The sequence below is a fragment of the Burkholderia sp. KL41 genome, from assembly GCF_057005415.2.
This window is the reverse complement of the sequence record NZ_CM174446.1, coordinates 263866-281517: the sequence shown is the minus strand read 5'-3', so window position 1 is coordinate 281517 and position 17652 is coordinate 263866. Positions and strand designations below refer to the sequence as shown.

Annotated in this window: 18 protein-coding genes; 2 read left to right on the top strand and 16 right to left on the bottom strand. The window is 67.4% G+C overall.

Features of this window, described 5'->3' with window-relative positions; genetic code table 11:
- Positions 1-38 precede the first annotated feature (38 nt).
- From PQB87_RS01320 to flhD, 15 genes are all read right to left on the bottom strand, one after another.
- Positions 39-1277 carry a DUF3443 family protein gene (locus PQB87_RS01320; RefSeq protein WP_060062321.1) on the bottom strand — a complete coding sequence of 413 codons (1239 nt, stop codon included), beginning with the start codon at positions 1275-1277 and terminating at the stop codon, positions 39-41.
- Between the two features lie 16 nt (positions 1278-1293).
- Positions 1294-1797: a DUF2844 domain-containing protein gene (locus PQB87_RS01315; RefSeq protein ID WP_059687867.1), complete on the bottom strand. Its 504-nt coding sequence runs from the start codon at positions 1795-1797 to the stop codon at positions 1294-1296.
- 268 nt (positions 1798-2065) lie between these two features.
- On the bottom strand, positions 2066-2797 hold the full coding sequence (gene cheZ / locus PQB87_RS01310; RefSeq protein WP_027788643.1) for a protein phosphatase CheZ: 732 nt from the start codon (positions 2795-2797) through the stop codon (positions 2066-2068).
- Position 2798: 1 nt separating this feature from the next.
- Positions 2799-3194, bottom strand: a complete 396-nt coding sequence (cheY, locus tag PQB87_RS01305) for a chemotaxis response regulator CheY (protein WP_006485893.1) — start codon at positions 3192-3194, stop codon at positions 2799-2801.
- Positions 3195-3261: 67 nt separating this feature from the next.
- Entirely contained in the window at positions 3262-4353 is a 1092-nt protein-coding gene (locus tag PQB87_RS01300) for a protein-glutamate methylesterase/protein-glutamine glutaminase (protein WP_059667679.1), read from the bottom strand.
- On the bottom strand, positions 4350-5129 hold the full coding sequence (gene cheD / locus PQB87_RS01295; RefSeq protein WP_059587977.1) for a chemoreceptor glutamine deamidase CheD: 780 nt from the start codon (positions 5127-5129) through the stop codon (positions 4350-4352). Before cheD ends, PQB87_RS01300 begins: the two co-directional genes overlap by 4 nt.
- Positions 5126-6118 carry a CheR family methyltransferase gene (locus PQB87_RS01290; protein WP_059678247.1) on the bottom strand — a complete coding sequence of 331 codons (993 nt, stop codon included), beginning with the start codon at positions 6116-6118 and terminating at the stop codon, positions 5126-5128. The genes cheD and PQB87_RS01290 overlap by 4 nt, the downstream gene beginning before the upstream one ends.
- A gap of 3 nt (positions 6119-6121) precedes the next feature.
- Positions 6122-8089 carry a methyl-accepting chemotaxis protein gene (locus PQB87_RS01285; protein ID WP_153487708.1) on the bottom strand — a complete coding sequence of 656 codons (1968 nt, stop codon included), beginning with the start codon at positions 8087-8089 and terminating at the stop codon, positions 6122-6124.
- A 37-nt stretch (positions 8090-8126) separates the two neighbouring features.
- On the bottom strand, positions 8127-8642 hold the full coding sequence (gene cheW, locus PQB87_RS01280) for a chemotaxis protein CheW (RefSeq protein ID WP_021164320.1): 516 nt from the start codon (positions 8640-8642) through the stop codon (positions 8127-8129).
- 51 nt (positions 8643-8693) lie between these two features.
- A complete protein-coding gene (cheA, locus tag PQB87_RS01275; protein WP_489242490.1) occupies positions 8694-10967 on the bottom strand; it encodes a chemotaxis protein CheA in 2274 nt (757 codons plus the stop codon).
- A 33-nt stretch (positions 10968-11000) separates the two neighbouring features.
- Entirely contained in the window at positions 11001-11378 is a 378-nt protein-coding gene (locus tag PQB87_RS01270) for a response regulator (protein ID WP_021164383.1), read from the bottom strand.
- A 24-nt stretch (positions 11379-11402) separates the two neighbouring features.
- Positions 11403-12422 carry a flagellar motor protein MotB gene (gene motB / locus PQB87_RS01265; protein ID WP_027788648.1) on the bottom strand — a complete coding sequence of 340 codons (1020 nt, stop codon included), beginning with the start codon at positions 12420-12422 and terminating at the stop codon, positions 11403-11405.
- Between the two features lie 13 nt (positions 12423-12435).
- Positions 12436-13296, bottom strand: a complete 861-nt coding sequence (gene motA / locus PQB87_RS01260; protein WP_011350592.1) for a flagellar motor stator protein MotA — start codon at positions 13294-13296, stop codon at positions 12436-12438.
- A 201-nt stretch (positions 13297-13497) separates the two neighbouring features.
- Positions 13498-14052, bottom strand: a complete 555-nt coding sequence (gene flhC, locus PQB87_RS01255; RefSeq protein WP_011350591.1) for a flagellar transcriptional regulator FlhC — start codon at positions 14050-14052, stop codon at positions 13498-13500.
- 96 nt (positions 14053-14148) lie between these two features.
- Positions 14149-14469 carry a flagellar transcriptional regulator FlhD gene (gene flhD, locus PQB87_RS01250; RefSeq protein ID WP_027788649.1) on the bottom strand — a complete coding sequence of 107 codons (321 nt, stop codon included), beginning with the start codon at positions 14467-14469 and terminating at the stop codon, positions 14149-14151.
- 663 nt (positions 14470-15132) lie between these two features.
- On the opposite strand from flhD, the gene PQB87_RS01245 reads away from it, so the two are divergent.
- Positions 15133-16197: a glycosyltransferase family 4 protein gene (locus tag PQB87_RS01245; protein ID WP_111941719.1), complete on the top strand. Its 1065-nt coding sequence runs from the start codon at positions 15133-15135 to the stop codon at positions 16195-16197.
- A 106-nt stretch (positions 16198-16303) separates the two neighbouring features.
- On the opposite strand, the gene PQB87_RS01240 is transcribed toward PQB87_RS01245, so the two are convergent.
- A complete protein-coding gene (locus tag PQB87_RS01240) occupies positions 16304-16600 on the bottom strand; it encodes an H-NS histone family protein (protein WP_021162849.1) in 297 nt (98 codons plus the stop codon).
- Between the two features lie 304 nt (positions 16601-16904).
- Here PQB87_RS01240 and aqpZ point away from each other — a divergent pair, with 304 nt between their 5' ends.
- On the top strand, positions 16905-17645 hold the full coding sequence (gene aqpZ, locus PQB87_RS01235; RefSeq protein ID WP_021162848.1) for an aquaporin Z: 741 nt from the start codon (positions 16905-16907) through the stop codon (positions 17643-17645).
- The last annotated feature ends 7 nt before the right edge of the window (positions 17646-17652 follow it).

Here is a 17652-nt window from a genome sequence, read left to right as displayed (position 1 = left end):
TCTCGCCCCCGTTCCCTTCAGCGTGCGGCCCTGCCGCGTCAGAACGCGACGAAAGGCGCCGCGCCGCCGGTCGAGGTCTTGTCCATCCCGAAGTAGATCGTCCTGCCGTAGAAGTGCGGCATGCCGATGTCGAGCCAGCTGGACGAACCGAACGGACCCGCGATGTCGTTGAACGCGTATGTCGACGGGTTCGAGAACAGCGAATCCGCGTTCGCGATCGACATCGACACGGTCGCGGCCACACCGTTCTGGCCACTCAGCGTCGCCGAGTAGCTGGCCGGCGGCGACGACGGGCAGTAGAACTGCGTGTTCTTCGAGCAAACCGTCTGCCCCGAATCGTTGAAGAAATACGCGTTCGAGCCCGTATCGAAGAACGCGGTCACGTTGCGCCCGAGGAACGTCGCGTTGACGTCGCCCGTCGTGGTCGACGTCATCACGGTCTTCCCGGTCAGGTCGGGCAGGCCGAATGTCAGCGTCCCGGAGGAGCTGGCCTGCCCGCTGTTCGAGATGCTCGGCATCGTCACGCTCACCCCGCTGCTGTCGGCGAAACGATGAACCGGGTTGGCCACCTGCTGCGCCACCGGCACGAGCGCGACCGCGCAGTTCGCGTTGTCGCCGTTCGGGCACGCGTAGTAGTTGTTGCTCGACGACGTCGACGTCGCGCAGGTCGTGCCGCAGTCGACCGGCGCCGGCCCGATGCCGAGAATCCCGTTCGCACCGAGCGCGCTCGCCGAGTTGGCCGACGCACCGCCGTTCGTGCACGAGGCCGGCACGTTCGTCGTGCCGAGGTCGCCGATGATCTGCACGGGCAGCGAGCTGGCCTGCTCGGCGCCGATCGACAGGTCGACCGTGCGCACCGAACCCCACGTATAGCTCGACACGAACTTGCCGCACTCGGCGACCGGCGCGCCGCCGCTCGTCACCTGCGGGAGGCTGCCGAGCACGCCCGACACCGCACTGCCGACGAGCCGCAGCCCGTAGGACGCGGTATCGACGAGCACGTTGTTGACCACCTGGCAGTTCGACGTGCCCGGCGCGCAGACCTTCACGCTGATGGTCGGGATGTTGATCACGTTCGCCACGCCGGCGTTGACGTTGATGACGGCCGTGTTCCCGGAATTGCCGTCCGAGCCGCCCGAACCGTTGTTGCCGTTGTTGCCCGAGTTGCTGCTGCCGCCGCCGTCGCCGCCGCCACCGCATGCGGTCACGAGGATGGCCGTCGCCGCCGCGAGGCCCAGCACGCCGAGCCAGCGCTTGAATGTACGAGGAATGCTCAAGGTCGCTCTCCCGCTGTCACTGGATGTCGGTGCCGGCCAGGCCGGCGGGCAGCGCCGCCGGCAGCCAGGCCTGGCCCGAGAAGGCGCCCATGTGGCCGCCCGTCCGGATCACGAGGCCGCTCGTGTCGACGGACACGGGCGCGCGCCAGCCGCGCGCCTTGTGCGCCGCCTGGACGCCAGCGGTGTACTGCGGGAAATAGCTGCCGAGCAGCGATGCGAGATCCGGCATCGTCGGCCCTTGCCACGCGAGGCCGAACACGGTGCCGGCGGCCGACGTGTATTCGTGAATGACGGTGCCCGACCCGAGCGTGATTTCGCGGACGGTATAGGCGGCGGTACTCGCCTGCACGCCGTCCGCCGAACGCATCGCGCGCTGCAGCGCGCGCACGCTTGCGGCCTGATCGTCCGCCGGCGGCGACATCGGTGCGCCGCCCAGTTCGGCGTGCGCGTGGACGGCCCACAGCACACCCGTTGCAGCCGTCGCGCACGCGACGGCCCGGCCCAAGCGTTTCAGCTTCACATTCCCTCCCACGGGACTGGCTTCGTGGCAGCGTGCGCGGCGATCGTGCCCGCGCCGCCCGCCGACATATGAGTCGTATGAATGACGCTTCGTTGCTGCTGACGCGTAGTATGCCTGCTGAGTGTGCCGACGTGTCAATTCGGCGCTGGCCGACCGGCGCGTGCGCACGCGGTGAGCACGGGTAAACGTGGTGGACGTTGTGGAAACGGCGCGACGCATGCATCGCGCAGCCCCGCGAAACGGAGGCGCGCCGATGCACGCGGCAGGGTCAGAAACCCAGGCTGGCGAGCAGGTCGTCGACCTGCCCCTGGTCCTGGACCACGTCGGATTTGCCTTCCGGCGCGATCTGCGGGCCGTTCAGCAGCGACTCGGGGCTGCCGGTCGAGCTCATCTGCTCGGCGGCGAGCGCGGCCGCGGTGGCCGCGAACTGCTCGCGCCGCTCAGGCGCGATGTTCTCGACGAGCACCGTGAGGAGCTGCTGCTCGATCAGGTAGACCATGTCCATGATCTTCTTGATCACCTGCCCGGTCAGGTCCTGGAAATCCTGCGCGAGCATGATCTCGAGCAGTTGCGCGCTGGTCGCCGACGTCGATTCGGGCAGCGTGCGCAGGAACGTGCGCGTATCGTCCATCAGCTCGCGCACTTCCGCGTGCTCGATCGGCGCCGCATACCACTGCGCCCAGCGCGCATCGAGCGCTTCGGCTTCGTTCTGGAGGCGCGCCTGCATCGGCTTGGCCACCTCGATCGCATTCAGCACGCGCTCGGCGGCCTGCTCGGTCATCGTCGCGACGTAGCGCAGCCGGTCGCGCGCATCGGGCACGGCTTCGGCCGCCCGCTCGACATGCTTGTCGAGCCCGAGCTCGCGCATCGAATCGCGCAGCGTGCGCGTGACATGGCCGATGCGCGCGAGGATGCGGTCGCTCGCGTAATCGGCACCTTCGGCCTGGCCGTCGGCGCTGAACCCGGCGCCCGTCAGCGCGGCATGGATCGGCTCGTTCACGTCAGCTCCCGGCCTTCGCCATCTTGTCGATGATCTTGTTCAGCTTCTCGTCGAGCGTCGCGGCCGTAAACGGTTTCACGACGTAGCCGCTCGCGCCGGCCTGCGCCGCCGCGATGATGTTCTCCTTCTTCGACTCGGCCGTGACCATGAGCACCGGCAGGTGCGTGAGCGTCGCGTCCGCGCGGATTTCCTTCAGCATCGCGAGGCCGTCGAGGTTCGGCATGTTCCAGTCCGAGATCACGAAGTCGTAGCCGCCGCCGCGCAGCCGCGCGAGGCCGGCGAGGCCGTCCTCGGCCTCGTCGACGTTCGAGTAGCCCAGTTCCTTGAGCAGGTTGCGGACGATCCGGCGCATCGTCGGGAAATCGTCCACCACCAGGATTTTCATGCTCTTGTCCATCGTCGTTCCTTTCCAGATTCGTTTCCGTCGGGACGCGTATCGTGGCACGCGCCCCGTGACATTCCATTCAAACGCGCTGCACGCGGTCGCCCATCGTCGCCAGGCGCGCCATCACGCGGCGGCTCATGTCGGCGAGCGGCGCGATCTCGTCCGCGCCGCCGAGCGCGATCGCCTCGCGCGGCATCCCGAACACGATGCAGCTTGCTTCGTCCTGCGCGAACGTGTGGGCGCCCGCGCGTTTCATTTCCAGCAGGCCGGCCGCGCCGTCGCGGCCCATCCCGGTCAGGATCACCCCGATCGCGTTCTTCCCCGCGTGCGTCGCCGCCGAGCGGAACAGCACGTCGACCGACGGGCGGTGCCGGTTGACCGGCGGCTCGTCCGACAGTTGCGCAATATAGTTCGCCCCGCTCCTCGCAAGCAACAGGTGCGCATGGCCCGGCGCGATATACGCGTGGCCCGGCAGCACGCGCTCGCCGTGCTCGGCTTCCTTCACCGCGATCCGGCACAGGCCGTTCAGCCGCTGTGCGAACGATTTCGTGAAGCCCGGCGGCATGTGCTGCGCGATCAGCACGGCCGGCGCGTCCGGCGGCAGCGGCGTCAGCACTTCGCGGATCGCCTCGGTGCCGCCCGTCGATGCGCCGATGATGATCAGCTTCTCGGTACTGACGAGCGGGTTGTTGATCATCGGCGCGGCCGCGTGGCTGTCCGCCGCGCGCGCGACGGCCTGCGGCTGCGGCGCCTGGCGCACGCGCGCACGCGACGCCGCGCGGATCTTGTCGGCGAGCTTTTCCGCGTAGTCGAGCATCCCGTCGCGAATCCCGACGCGCGGCTTCGTGACGAAATCGACCGCACCGAGCTCGAGCGCGCGCAGCGTGATTTCCGAGCCGCGCTCGGTCAGCGACGACACCATCACGACCGGCATCGGCCGCAGGCGCATCAGCTTCTCGAGGAAGTCGAGCCCGTCCATGCGCGGCATTTCGACGTCGAGCGTGAGCACGTCGGGGTTGTGCTGCTTGATGAGCTCGCGCGCGACGAGCGGATCGGGCGCGGTCGCGCACACCGTCATGTCGGGCTGGCTGTTGATGATCTCGGTCATCAGGCTGCGGATCAGCGCCGAATCGTCGACGCACAATACTTTGATCTTCTGCACTGCGGTCATGCCTCCTGCTTTCTTGATAGGTTCGCCGCATACGGGCTGCCGGCTTGCGGGTTCGCTGCCCGCAAGCCACTGGAGCCGCTGGAGCCGCCGGCACCGCCCGGCGCCGCGCCGCGTGCGCCGAACAGCTCGATACGCGGGCGCGCCGGCTGCGGCGCGGCCGGCCGTTTCGCCGCAAACAGCTCGACGTGGGGGCGCGGCCGCGCGGCGCGCAGGCGGTCGGCCTCGCGCGCGAGCGCGGCTTCGCGCTCGGTCACGCCCGGCACCTGCAGCCGCAGCTTCTTCACCATCGCGCGACCCGTGCGCGGCATGAATGCGACCTTGCGCGGATGGACGTCCTGCAAGTCCTCCGCGGTGATGCGGATGCGTTCGAGCGCCAGGTAGCGGCGCACGAAATCGGCGTTGCGATCGCCGATGTTGATCGTCGTCATGCCGGCCAGCACGGCCGCGCCGCCGAACACCTTCGCCTCGAAGCGCTCGCGGCGCCCGCCGGCCTTGATCAGCTCGTTGATCAGCACTTCCATCGCGTACGCGCCGTAGCGCATCGAGTCGGACGCGGCCGCGCCCGCATCGGCGCCGTCGTCGGGCAGCATGAAGTGGTTCATCCCGCCGATGCCCGCGTACGGATCGTGAATGCACGCGGCGACGCACGAGCCGAGCACGGTCATCAGCACCATGTCCTCGGACGTCGTGTAGAACTCGTTCGGCAGCAGCTTCACGCCCGGCAGGCCGAAGTGGTTGTCGAAGTAGCGATTGGTCGCGATCGGCAGTGCGCTCATCCGCGCTCTCCAAAGGCGGGCACGGCGCCCGCGGCCCGCGCACGCACCGGCGACGCCGTCGCGGCCGCCGCGGGTGCCTGCGCGCCGCGCGGCCGCGCGCCCTGCGCGGCGTCGCGGGTCAGTTCGTACACCGTCTGCCCGCGCAGCCGGAACGCCTGCGTGACGTACGTGAAGTTTTCCGAATGGCCGGCGAACAGCAGCCCGCCCGGCTTCACGAGCGGCTCGAAGCGCGACAGCACCTGCCCCTGCGTCGGCTTGTCGAAATAGATCATCACGTTGCGGCAGAAGATCGCGTCGAACGGCTTCGCGATCCCGTAATCCGCATCGGTCAGGTTCAGTTGCTCGAAGCGGATCATCGCGCGCAGCTCGGGGCGCACCTTCACGCGGCCGGCCTGCGCGCCCGTGCCCTTCAGGAAGAAGCGCTTCAGCCGCTCCGGCGCCAGGTGCTTGACCTGGTCATACGTGTAGATGCCGGCCTCCGCCTTCGCGAGCACCTGCGTGTCGAGGTCGGTCGCGAGGATCGACGCGCCGCGCGCGGCCGATTCGCCGAGCGCCTCGATCAGCGTGATCGCGATCGAATAAGGCTCCTCGCCGGTCGACGCCGCCGAACACCAGACCGATACGGGCGCCGGGCGCCCTTTCACGAAATCCGCCAGGATCGGGAAATGGTGCGACTCGCGGAAGAAGGCGGTCAGGTTCGTCGTCAGCGCATTGGTGAACGCTTCCCACTCGAGCGGATCGTCTTCCTGCTCGAGCAGGTCGAGGTAGTCGCGGAACGTGTCGAGGCCGCGTGCCCGCAAGCGTCGCGCGAGACGGCTGTACGCCATGTCGCGCTTGTGCTCGGACAGCGAGATCCCCGCGCGTTGATGGATCAGCGCGCGGATGCGTGCGAAATCCGCGCCCGTGAACGCGAAGTCGCGCCCCGGCTCGCCCGCGCGAGGCGAGGCATCCGGTGCATCGGGTCGAAACGGCGCGCGCGCGTGCGACATGATTTAGAAGGTCTCCCAATCGTCATCGGACGTGCCGGACGTGGCCGGCGCCGGCTTCTCGCCGTTCAGCGCCGGGCGCACGAGCGCGGGCTTCGCGGCCGGCTTGTCGGCCGGCGCGGCGGTTTTCGCGAGACGCGGCCCGTAGCCGCCCGCGGCGGCGCCGCGGGAAGCCGGCGCGTCCTTCTGCGCATGCGCACCGGCATCGGCCGCGCGCTTCGGTTCGTGACCGGCGCCCGACGCGGCCGCGGCACGCGGCGCCGGCGCGGCGCGCCGTGCCGGTTGAGCGGCGGCCTGCGGGGCCGGCAGCGCGGCGACCGGCGCCGCGTCGAAACGCGGCTCCGACGTCAGCGCCGGCGCGGCCGCCGGTTCATGCGCGACCGGCCGCGCGACACCGCGCGACGGCGCGAGCACGATGCCGCCCGCGACGCGCCAGCCTGCGACGACCGTCTTCATCTGGCGCGTCTGCTCTTCGAGCGACGCGGCCGCGGCGGCTGCCTGCTCGACGAGCGCCGCGTTCTGCTGCGTGACCGAATCCATCTGGCCGACCGCGCGGTTGACCTGCTCGATGCCGGTCGACTGCTCGTCCGACGCGGCGCTGATCTCGCCCATGATGTCGGTCACGCGGCGCACGGCCTGCACGATCTCGTCCATCGTCGAACCGGCGCGCGACACGAGCGCCGACCCGCTTTCGACCTTCTCGGCCGAATCGCCGATCAACTGCTTGATTTCCTTCGCGGCGCTCGCGCTGCGCTGCGCGAGCGAGCGCACCTCGCCCGCGACCACCGCGAAGCCGCGGCCCTGTTCGCCCGCGCGCGCGGCTTCGACCGCTGCGTTCAGCGCGAGGATGTTGGTCTGGAACGCGATGCCTTCGATCGTGCCGATGATGTCGACGACCTTGCCCGAGCTCGCCGCGATGTCCTGCATCGTCGACACGACCTGGCCGACCACGTCGCCGCCCTGCGTCGCGATGTCCGACGCGTTCACCGCGAGCTGGCTGGCCTGCCGCGCGTTCTCCGCGTTCTGGCGCACGGTGCCCGTCAGCTGCTCCATGCTCGACGCGGTTTCCTGCAGCGACGCGGCCTGTTCCTCGGTACGCTGCGACAGGTCGGTGTTGCCGGTCGAGATCTCGCGCGCGCCGACGTCGATCGATTCGGTGCCGCGATGCACGGCCTGCACCATCGTCGTGACGGCGTCCTGCATCCGCTTGATGCCGCCGAACAGGCGGCCGATCTCGTTGGTGCTGAACACGTTCACCGGCTCGGTGAGGTCGCCGCCGGCGATGCGCTCGAAGTGCGCGATCGCGTCCTCGAGCGGCTGCACGATCAGCCCGCGCAGCGCGAAGCGGATCGCGACCACGACGACGAACGCGATCGCGATGCCGGCCGCGATCAGCCCGATCATCAGCGAGATCTGCGATTGCGTCGCGGCCTGGCGATCTTCCGCGCGCTTCTGCAGCGAAGCGACCACGGCCGACGCGGCCTGATCGTACGCGACGAACATCGGGCTGATCTTGGTATCGGCGACCGCGTGGTACGCGGCCATGTCGCCCGCGCGCGCGGCCGCGAACTCGGGCTCGACGCCTTCCTTCACGATCGTCGTGTAGCGCGCGGTCAGGTCGTCGACGAGCGCCTGCTCGACGCCGAGCTTCGGCGTGGCCTGGAACGCCTGCCAGTTCTGGTTCGACTTCGCGTACAGCTCCTGCGCGCGGTCGAGCACCTTGGCCGCGTCGGCCGTGTTGCCGGCTTCCGTCAGCGAACGGAAGCGGTCGAGCGACACGCGCGCGCGCAGCAGGTACGACGACGTGTCGTCGAGCGTATGGATCGCCGGCAGGTCGACGTGCGCGATCTCGTCGAGCGAGCGGCTCGCTTGATTCAGCGCGTACAGGCCGAGCCCGCCGACGGCTGCGGCCAGCGCCACGAGGATGAGTCCGACCGCCGTGAGCGTCGTGCGGATCGACCAGTTATGCAACATTGCAGATTCTCCCGAAATTCCTGCGCGCGCGGCGCGCTTACCCGCCGAGCGTCTCGATCAGCGCCATTTCACGGCTCGACATCAGCTTCTCGATGTCCATCAGGATCAGCATCCGGCCGTCGACCGTGCCGAGGCCCGTCAGGTACTCGGTCGTCAGCGTCGCGCCGAATTCCGGCGCCGGCATGATCTGGTCGGTCTGCAGCGTCAGCACGTCCGACACGCCGTCGACCACCATCCCGACCACGCGATGCGCGACGTTCAGGATGATCACGACCGTCTGGTGGTCGTACTCGACGCGGCCGAGATGGAACTTGATCCGCATGTCGACGATCGGCACGATGATCCCGCGCAGGTTGATCACGCCCTTGATGAAATCCGGCGCGTTCGCGATGCGCGTGACGCTGTCGTAGCCGCGGATTTCCTGCACCTTCAGGATGTCGATCCCGTATTCCTCGTCGCCGAGCGTGAACACGAGGAATTCCTGGCCCGTCGCGTCGCCTTGTTCCGCGTCGCGGCGGCTCGTTGCCGCGTTCGCCGCGGCCGGATTGATCATTTGGACTTCAGCAGACACGTTTGCCCCCAATCGGTTGAATGGCGAGAGACATCAGAACATCGCGAGCTCGGCGCCGGCACGGGCGCCGTGCGTCGCACGGGTTTCACGGTTCAGCGCCGCGACGTCGACGATCAGCGCGACGCTGCCGTCGCCGAGGATGGTCGCCGCCGAGATGCCGTGCACCTTGCGGTAGTTGGTTTCGAGGTTCTTCACGACCACCTGCTGCTGGCCGACCAGTTCGTCGATCAGCATCGCGAAGCGGCGCCCCTCGGTTTCCATGATCGTGACGATCCCCTGCGTCGGGTCGGTGCGCGCGTCATCGACCGAGAACACCTCGTGCAGCGCGACGAGCGGCAGGTATTCGCCGCGCACGCGCACCACGCGCTCGCCGTTGCCGACCGTGTAGATGTCGTCGTTCGACGGCTGCAGCGACTCCATCACGAAGTTCAGCGGCAGGATGAAGATCTCGTTGCCGACCTTCACCGACATCCCGTCGAGGATCGCGAGCGTGAGCGGCAGCACGATCCGCGTGGTCGTGCCGCGGCCGGCCTGCGACGTGATCTCGACGTGGCCGCCCATCGACTGGATGTTGCGCTTCACGACGTCCATCCCGACGCCGCGGCCCGACACGTCGGTCACCGTCTCGGCGGTCGAGAAGCCCGGCGCGAAGATCAATTGCCAGACTTCGTCGTCGCTGATGTTGTCAGACACCTGCATGCCCTGTTTCGCGGCCTTCGCGAGAATGCGTTCGCGGTTCAGGCCCGCGCCGTCGTCGCTCACCTCGATCACGATGTTGCCGCCGTGATGCGCGGCCGACAGCACGAGCTGGCCGACCGCGTCCTTGCCGGCGGCGACGCGCTTGTCGACCGTCTCGATCCCGTGGTCGAGGCTGTTGCGCACGAGGTGGGTGAGCGGATCGATGATCCGTTCGATCAGGCTCTTGTCGAGCTCGGTCGCCTGGCCGAACGTGACGAGCTCGACCTGCTTGCCGAGCTTGCCGGCGAGGTCGCGCACGAGCCGCGGGAAGCGGCTGAACACGTAGTCCATCGGCATCATCCGGATCGACATCACCGCTTCCTGCAGGTCGCGCGCGTTGCGCTCGAGCTGCGCCATCCCGTTGAACAGGCGGTCGTGCAGCGCCGGATCGAACGCGCTCGCGGTTTCCGCGAGCATCGCCTGCGTGATCACGAGTTCGCCGACGAGGTTGATCAGCTGGTCGACCTTCTCGACGCCGACGCGGATCGAGCTGCCTTCGGCGCCCGATGCGGCCGCGGCGGCCGGGCGCGCGCGCTTGTCGTCGTGATGCGCGGCGGCCTGCGGCGCGTGGTCGGCGTGCGCTTGCTGGGCCGGCTGCGGCGCTGGCGCGGCGGCGGCGGGCGCGGCGGGCGCGGGCGCGGGCGGCGGTGCCGATGCCGGTGCGGCCGGTTGTGCGGCGGCCTGCGGCGCGAAGACCTCGGCGCGTACCGGTTGCGCGGCGGCGGCCGGTTCCGCAGCGGGAGCGGATGCCGCGGCTTCATGAGCGGCTTCATGAGCGGCGGCCGGCGCGGCCGGCGCCGTGCCGTGCGCGACGCGGATCTGGCTTTCGTCGATCACGAAGCAGCACACGGCGACGATGTCGTCGGACGGCACGTCCGATTCGACCCACAGCGTCAGGTCGGCGCCCGCTTGCTCGCGGCCCACGATCCGGCCGAGGTTGCCGAGTTCTTCGGTCAGCAGCTCCTGGTCCTTCGCGTCGACGCCCACGAGCGTGATCTTCAGGTGCGGGCCGCCTTCGTCCGCGCCGGCATCGGCTGCCGGATGCGCAGCCGCGACGGCCTGCTCGACCACGTGGTCGGGCGCACGATCGTCGCCGACTGCCGTCTCCACGGCCGGAGCGGCCGGTTCAGCGGCGACAGCGGCGACCGGCGCGGCAGCGGCAGCCGGCGCATCCGCCCCGCTCTCGGCCTTCAGCCGCTCGAGCTTCGCGCAGATCGTCGCGGCGGCGGCGGCGTCCGGTTCGGCGCTCGCGCGGTAGTCGACGAGCTGGTCGGACAACACGTCCTTGGTCTCGAGGAACGCGTCGACCATTTCCTTGGTCAGCGTCAGCTCATGGTTGCGTGCGCGGTCGAGCAGCGATTCGAGGATGTGCGTCGTATCGGTCAGCGCGGAAAAGCCGAACGTCGCGGCGCCGCCCTTGATCGAATGCGCGGCGCGGAAGATCGCGGCCAGATCCTCGGGGTCGGGCGAACCGACGTCGAGGTTCAGCAGCAACTGCTCCATCTGCGCGAGCAGCTCGTCCGCTTCGTCGAAAAATGTCTGGTAGAACTGAGTGATGTCGAGAGTCATGCCCGGTCCCGGGTTGAATGCGTCGCGTGAATGTCAGGAGGCGGCCGGTTCGGACAGCGTCGCGACCAGGTCGACCAGCACGGCGGGGTCGATCGGCTTCTCGATCCAGCCGGTCGCGCCCGCGTCGCGCGCGGCGTCCTTGAATGCGTCGCTGCCTTCGGTCGTCAGCACGAGGATCGGCGTTTCCGTATAGGCGGTCAGCTTGCGCAGCGCGGCGATCACTTCGAGCCCGCTCTTGCGCGGCATGTTCTGGTCGGTCAGCACCAGGTCGTACGGCACGGTGGCCGCCAGGTCGAAGCCGGCCTCGCCGTCCGGCGCCACCGTCACGTCGTAGCCGGCCTGCGCCAGCGTTGCCTGGAGCAGCGCACGCATGGTCGCGGAGTCGTCGATGGCGAGAATGGTTCGGATCATGTCTGTCTCGGAATCTTTTAAGCGTCAGGGTTTCGGCACGGCGACGGCGGACGCCGCGAGCGCCGGCCGCGCGGCCGGCGCCGGGCCGGCCAGCTGCTGCGCGAGCTGCTGCGAGCCGGCCGCATCGGCCGACAGCGTCGTGGTCGTCGCATCGTCGCGCATCAGCGCCTCTTCGGATTTGCGGTTCAGCACGATCACGCTGATCCGGCGGTTTTCCGGATCGAGCGGGTCGGCCTTGTTCAGGTTCTGCGTCGACGCGAGGCCGAGCACCCGCAGCACCTTCGCCTCGTCCATGCCGCCGGAGATCAGCTCGCGGCGCGACGCGTTCGCGCGGTCGGCCGACAGTTCCCAGTTGCTGTAGCCGCCCTCGCCGCCCGCATACGGCACGGCGTCGGTATGGCCCTGGACGATGATCCGGTTCGGCACGTCGTTCAGCGTCTTGCCGATCTCGCGCAGGATGTCGCGCATGTACGGCTCGACGTTGTCGCTCGACATCGCGAACATCGGCCGCTTCTGCGAATCGACGATCTCGATGCGCAGCCCCATCAGCGTGGAATCGATGCGGATCTGCTGCTTGAACTGGCGCAGCGTCGGGTTGGCCTCGATCGCGGCCATCAGCTTGATCTGCAGGTCGTGCAGGCGCGCCTGCTCGAGCCGGTCCTGCGCACCCTGCGCCTGCGACCGGGAATTCTCGTCGCCCGCTTTCGCGAGGCGCTCGGCGAGCTGCGTCATGCCGTCGGTGCGGCGCAGCGTGCCGGCGTCGACGCTCGACAGGTCGCGGCCGCCGCCGTTGATGATGCTGGAATCCTGCGAGCTGCGGTCGCCGCTGCCGAACAGCGCGGCCTTCAGCGGCGTGTTGAAGTATTCGGCGATCCCCTTCAGCTGCACCGGCGTGACCGAGCTCAGCAGCCACATCAGCAGGAAGAACGCCATCATCGCGGTCATGAAGTCCGCGTACGCGAGCTTCCATGCGCCGCCGTGGTGGCCCTTCTTCGCCGGGGCCACCCGCTTGACGACGATTGCGCGGTCCTTGCTCTTGCTCATCGGGGGCTCCGCGTCACTTCGCCTTCACGCGGCGCACGTGCTCTTCGAGCTCGGAAAACGACGGGCGCTCGGTCGAGAACAGCACCTTGCGGCCGAACTCGACCGCGATCGCCGGCGCATAGCCGTTCAGCGTCGCGAGGATCGTCACCTTGATGCACTGGAACATCTTGGTCGACTCGGCGACGCGCTGCTCCGCGAGGCTCGCGAGCGGCCCGATCAGCCCGTACGACAGCAGGATCCCGAGGAACGTGCCGACCAGCGCCTGCGCGATCATCGCGCCGAGCACCGCGGGCGGCTTGTCGGCGGACGCCATCGTGTGCACGACGCCCATCACGGCCGCGACGATGCCGAATGCCGGCATCGCGTCGCCGACGCGCATCAACGCATGCGCGGGGCCTTCGCCTTCCGCGTGGTGCGTCTCGATCTCCTCGTCCATCAGGCTCTCGATCTCGAACGCGTTCATGTTGCCGCCCACCATCAGGCGCAGGTAGTCGGTCAGGAATTCGACGATGTGGTGATCGGCGAGGATCTTCGGGTATTGCGTGAAGATCGGGCTCTTTTCCGGATCGTCGATGTCGGCCTCGAGCGTGAGCGTGCCTTCCTTGCGTGCCTTCGCGAGCAGCACGTAAAGAAGCGCCATCAGCTCCATGTAGACATCCTTCGTGTATTTCGAGCCCTTGAAGAGCGTCGGCAGCACGCGCAGCGTCGCCTTGATGGTCTTGCCGCCGTTGCCGAGGATGAATGCGCCGACGCCGGCACCCACGATCATCAGGATCTCGACGGGCTGGATCAACGCGCCCAGATGCCCGCCTGCCAGCGCATAACCGCCGAAGACGGACAACAGCGTCACGAGTGTTCCCACGATAATCAGCACTGCCTGTCCCTCACGAATGACCGGCGGGGAGACCGCCGTTAAACAGGTTTACGGCAGTCGGCAGGAAAACTTTCGCGGCCGCCCGGCGGCGGCCCGACGGTGTTTACCAGCAATTCACAGACGATTCGCGGGCGATTCACGGGCGATTCGCGCCGCCCGGCGCGGCCGCTCGCGCCCGCCCGGCCTTGCCCGGCCCGGCGCTCAGGCCGCGGCGGCAGCCAGTTCGGCGCGCGCGGCGGCGGCCTTGCGGGTCTTGCCCGCGCGCGACGGCGGCTGGCAAAGGCCGCAGACGAAACCTTGATGCGGATCATGCGCATGCGCGACGAAGTGGCCGCCGCAGCGCGTGCAGGGGGTCATCTGCAGCATCCCCGAATCGAAGAAACGCACGAGCGTCCACGCGCGCGTGAGGCTCAGCGCGGCTTCGTCGCCGGACAGGTTCACGTGCTCCTGGTAGAGCCGGTACGCCTTCACGATCGACTGGATCGGCTCGCAGCGGCCGTGGTCCTGCATGAACCGGTAGATGTTGTAGAACAGCGACGAGTGGATGTTCGGCTGCCACGTCATGAACCAGTCGGTCGAGAACGGCAGCATCCCCTTCGGCGGCGACACGCCCTTCAGTTCCTTGTACAGCTTGATCAGACGATCCCGCGACAGGCTCGTCTCCGCTTCCAGCAACTGCAGCCGGGCGCCCAGTTCGATCAGTTCGATGGCGAGGGTGATTTCCTTCACCTCGATCACGACGCTTTTGCTTGCCATGGTGATAACCGTCCGCTTGACGTGATTCGGATGGATGGCCAGTACGCTGCCCGCCGGCGCGACACGCCGGGACTCAACGCAAGGCGGGGTGATGGATCAGCGGACGCCTTCGACCTGCTGCCCGGCCATCAGGATGGCCGAGTGGGCGTGCGCGACGACATCGCTGCGGCCCTTGTCGGCGAGCGACGACAGCAGCGCGTGATCATCGAAGCGGAAGCGGCACAGCATCTGGTTGGACGCGGCGAGTTTCACGGTCTGTGCGAGCGTGAGGTTCCCGAGCACGTCGGCCAGTTCCTGGGAAATTCCCATGCGGAACATGCCCATCGCCTTATCTTCCCGCAGCAGGCGTTGCGCGAGGAGGAGGTACGACAGGTTGACCTCTTTGATCTCACTGAGCATTTCGCTGGTAGCGCTCATGATTCCCCCGTTAAAGAGCTTTCTTTGGCCATTCGTGTTATGAAAACGTTTGCTCGATCAGGGCGCTCTTGGCGCGCAGTCGGCTCGTTTATAGTCTTACAGGGCGAATTTTGGCCAAACGGCATTTATGCCGGTATCAGCGAAGTGGCGTATGCCATGCAGGATTTGTCTGTAAACCGTGTAGGAATTTTTCCGACAAGGCGAATTGAAAGCTTCAATCGGGGAAGCAAGTGCCGGCGCGGGTTCGGCTGTGATGGATCCAATGGCCTCGGTGCAATAACGAAAGGCTTTCCGGACAAGGCTGCCGGCAATCGGATCGGTAAAAATTATAGTGCTTTTTCACGATGACGCAACAATAGTTGCATCTGTCTCCATTCCTGATTCCACGCCCTTTTTCTCGGGGTTTTTGCGTATTTCATCGTGTAACAAGCCTTAAGTGTTTGAAAAAACACTCGAACCCCGCAGGGCGATATCGATAATGGACTCCAATGGGCGGCGGCGCGAGCCGTGCCGGCCCGCCCCGCAGCTTGCCGTCCGGCGCCCCGCGCACCCCGCCCAGGGCACGGCCACGTACCGCCAACCGCGTGCGTCGGCGAGTTCCGCAACCTTGCACGGGATCCGCATCGGCACCCTCGTGCCCCCGGATCAAACAGGAGAACACCCATGCGAATTGCCCAGATCGCGCCGCTTTACGAAGCCGTTCCGCCGAAACTCTACGGCGGCACCGAGCGTGTCGTGTCCTACCTCACCGAGGCGCTCGTCGAACTCGGCCACGACGTGACGCTGTTCGCCAGCGGCGACTCCGTCACGTCGGCCCGTCTCGAGGCGGCCTGGCCGCGCGCGCTGCGGCTCGATCCGTCGATCCGCGATTCGATGGCGCCCCATATGCGCCTCCTCGAGCAGGTCGCCCGGGTCGCGCACGAATTCGACGTGCTGCACTTCCACCTCGACTACCTGCCGTTCCCGCTGATGTCGCGCCTCGACACGCCGTACGTGACGACGCTGCACGGCCGCCTCGACCTGCCGGAACTGCAGCCGGTGTTCGACGCGTTCCCCGACGCGCCGGTCGTGTCGATCTCGAACAACCAGCGCAAGCCGCTGCCGCAGGCCGCGTGGGCCGGCACCGTGTATCACGGGCTGCCCGACACGCTGCTCACGCCGCAGCCGGACGTGAAGCCCGAATACCTCGCGTTCCTCGGCAGGATCTGCCCCGAAAAACGCGTCGACACCGCGATCCGGATCGCCGCGCAAAGCGGGCTGCCGCTGAAGATCGCCGCGAAGGTCGACAAGGCGGACGCCGACTATTTCAAGGAAGTGATCGAGCCGCTGCTCGGCGAGGCGCACGTCGAATTCATCGGCGAGATCAACGAGGCGCAGAAGCCCGCGTTCCTGTCCGGTGCGAAGGCGCTGCTGTTCCCGATCGACTGGCCGGAGCCGTTCGGCCTCGTGATGATCGAGGCGATGGCCTGCGGCACGCCGGTCGTCGCATTCAATCGCGGCTCGGTACCGGAAGTGATCGAGGACGGCGTCACGGGCTTCATCGTCGAGGACGTACAGGGTGCGGTCGGCGCGCTGCACCGGATCGACAGCCTGTCGCGCACCGCGATCCGCGAACGTTTCGATACGCGCTTCAGCTCGAAGGCAATGGCGCAGCGTTATGTCGAAACTTACGAATCGCTTTGCACGGGAGCGCGCCAACCGGTATTGCGCCGCGTCGCCGGCGCCTGATACGGAAATCCGCGAAGAAATATTTCGTAATCCAATCCGCGCCGCAATCGGCGCGCCAAACAAAAGAGCCGCATCTCGATGCGGCTCTTTTGTTTGGGGTTTTCGATCATTCGATCAGGAAACGATCGCGGTTTTTACCGACGATCCAATTCGGCGGCTTGCCGCGCCCGCTCCAGGTCGCGCCCGACTTCGGATCGCGGTATTTCGGCGGCAGCGGCGCCTTCTTCGGCGGGCGCCCGCGCTTCGCTCGCTCCGCGAAGCCCAGATCCTGGGCAGTCAGTCCATATTCGGCAATCTTTTGCTGGACTTCGGCAATCACTGCCGCCACTTCCTGGCGGCGCACATCATCCGCCTGGGCCTGCAGATCCGCGATCTGCGCCTTGAGTTTCGCGTATTGAGACATTTTTCGACTCCCCTTTTGATGATGCGGCCCCGGCGAATCCGGCCGGGACACCAACATCCGTTACGCCATCCGCACTGCCGCCCTGCCCTTCGAAATTAATGCTGCCATCTTTAACCGATTCGACTATATCGAGAATGCGGACTTATTCTAATAAAGGCATTCGTCAGCCATTAAAATTTAACAATCGTTGACCCTCCCCCACCCGATTCATTTCCTATAATCCAGACCAATTCCGGATGACGGTTTAAATGCGTCGCGTCGTCCGGTCGCCTTCAATCCACTTGAACTTGAACGAGGTCCTTACATGAATCTTTCTCAGCGTCTCGCTGCAGAGGCATTCGGCACGTTCTGGCTGGTGCTCGGCGGGTGCGGAAGCGCCGTGCTGGCCGCCGCCTTTCCGGGCCTCGGCATCGGCTTTGCCGGCGTCGCACTTGCCTTCGGCCTGACGGTGCTGACGATGGCATTCGCAATTGGCCATATTTCGGGCTGCCACCTGAATCCCGCGGTGAGCGTCGGCCTGACGGTCGCCGGCCGCTTCCCCGCACGCGATCTCGTGCCGTACATCGTCGCGCAGGTTGTCGGCGCGACGCTCGGCGCATTCGTGCTGTACCTGATCGCGACCGGCAAGCCGGGCTTCGACGTCGTCGGCAGCGGCTTCGCGACGAACGGCTTCGGCGAGCGCTCGCCCGGCCACTACGCACTCGGCGCGGCGTTCATTTGCGAAGTCGTGATGACGGGCTTCTTCCTGTTCGTGATCCTGGGCGCCACCGACAAGCGCGCACCGGCCGGCTTCGCGCCGATCGCGATCGGCCTTTGCCTGACGCTGATTCACCTGATCTCGATTCCGGTCACCAACACGTCGGTGAACCCGGCCCGCTCGACCGGCCCCGCGCTGTTCGTGGGCGGCGAAGCGATCGGCCAGCTCTGGCTGTTCTGGGTGGCGCCGATCATCGGCGCGGCACTCGCCGGGATCATCTACCCGCTGGTCGCGGGGCGTGACAACGCCGTCGACCTGCTGCCGGCATCCGCTCGCACAAGCGAATAAATCACTA

Excerpts from the sequence above, each read along its gene's own strand:
- flhC (WP_011350591.1), bottom strand. The coding sequence starts at position 14,052 with ATGGCAAGCAAAAGCGTCGTGATCGAGGTGAAGGAAATCACCCTCGCC.
- motB (WP_027788648.1), bottom strand. The coding sequence starts at position 12,422 with ATGAGCAAGAGCAAGGACCGCGCAATCGTCGTCAAGCGGGTGGCCCCG.
- PQB87_RS01240 (WP_021162849.1), bottom strand. The coding sequence starts at position 16,600 with ATGTCTCAATACGCGAAACTCAAGGCGCAGATCGCGGATCTGCAGGCC.
- PQB87_RS01270 (WP_021164383.1), bottom strand. The coding sequence starts at position 11,378 with ATGATCCGAACCATTCTCGCCATCGACGACTCCGCGACCATGCGTGCG.
- cheD (WP_059587977.1), bottom strand. The coding sequence starts at position 5,129 with ATGAGCGCACTGCCGATCGCGACCAATCGCTACTTCGACAACCACTTC.
- cheW (WP_021164320.1), bottom strand. The coding sequence starts at position 8,642 with ATGATCAATCCGGCCGCGGCGAACGCGGCAACGAGCCGCCGCGACGCG.
- PQB87_RS01300 (WP_059667679.1), bottom strand. The coding sequence starts at position 4,353 with ATGACCGCAGTGCAGAAGATCAAAGTATTGTGCGTCGACGATTCGGCG.
- cheY (WP_006485893.1), bottom strand. The coding sequence starts at position 3,194 with ATGGACAAGAGCATGAAAATCCTGGTGGTGGACGATTTCCCGACGATG.
- PQB87_RS01290 (WP_059678247.1), bottom strand. The coding sequence starts at position 6,118 with ATGTCGCACGCGCGCGCGCCGTTTCGACCCGATGCACCGGATGCCTCG.
- PQB87_RS01245 (WP_111941719.1), top strand. The coding sequence starts at position 15,133 with ATGCGAATTGCCCAGATCGCGCCGCTTTACGAAGCCGTTCCGCCGAAA.
- aqpZ (WP_021162848.1), top strand. The coding sequence starts at position 16,905 with ATGAATCTTTCTCAGCGTCTCGCTGCAGAGGCATTCGGCACGTTCTGG.
- flhD (WP_027788649.1), bottom strand. The coding sequence starts at position 14,469 with ATGAGCGCTACCAGCGAAATGCTCAGTGAGATCAAAGAGGTCAACCTG.
- cheA (WP_489242490.1), bottom strand. The coding sequence starts at position 10,967 with ATGACTCTCGACATCACTCAGTTCTACCAGACATTTTTCGACGAAGCG.
- PQB87_RS01285 (WP_153487708.1), bottom strand. The coding sequence starts at position 8,089 with ATGTTGCATAACTGGTCGATCCGCACGACGCTCACGGCGGTCGGACTC.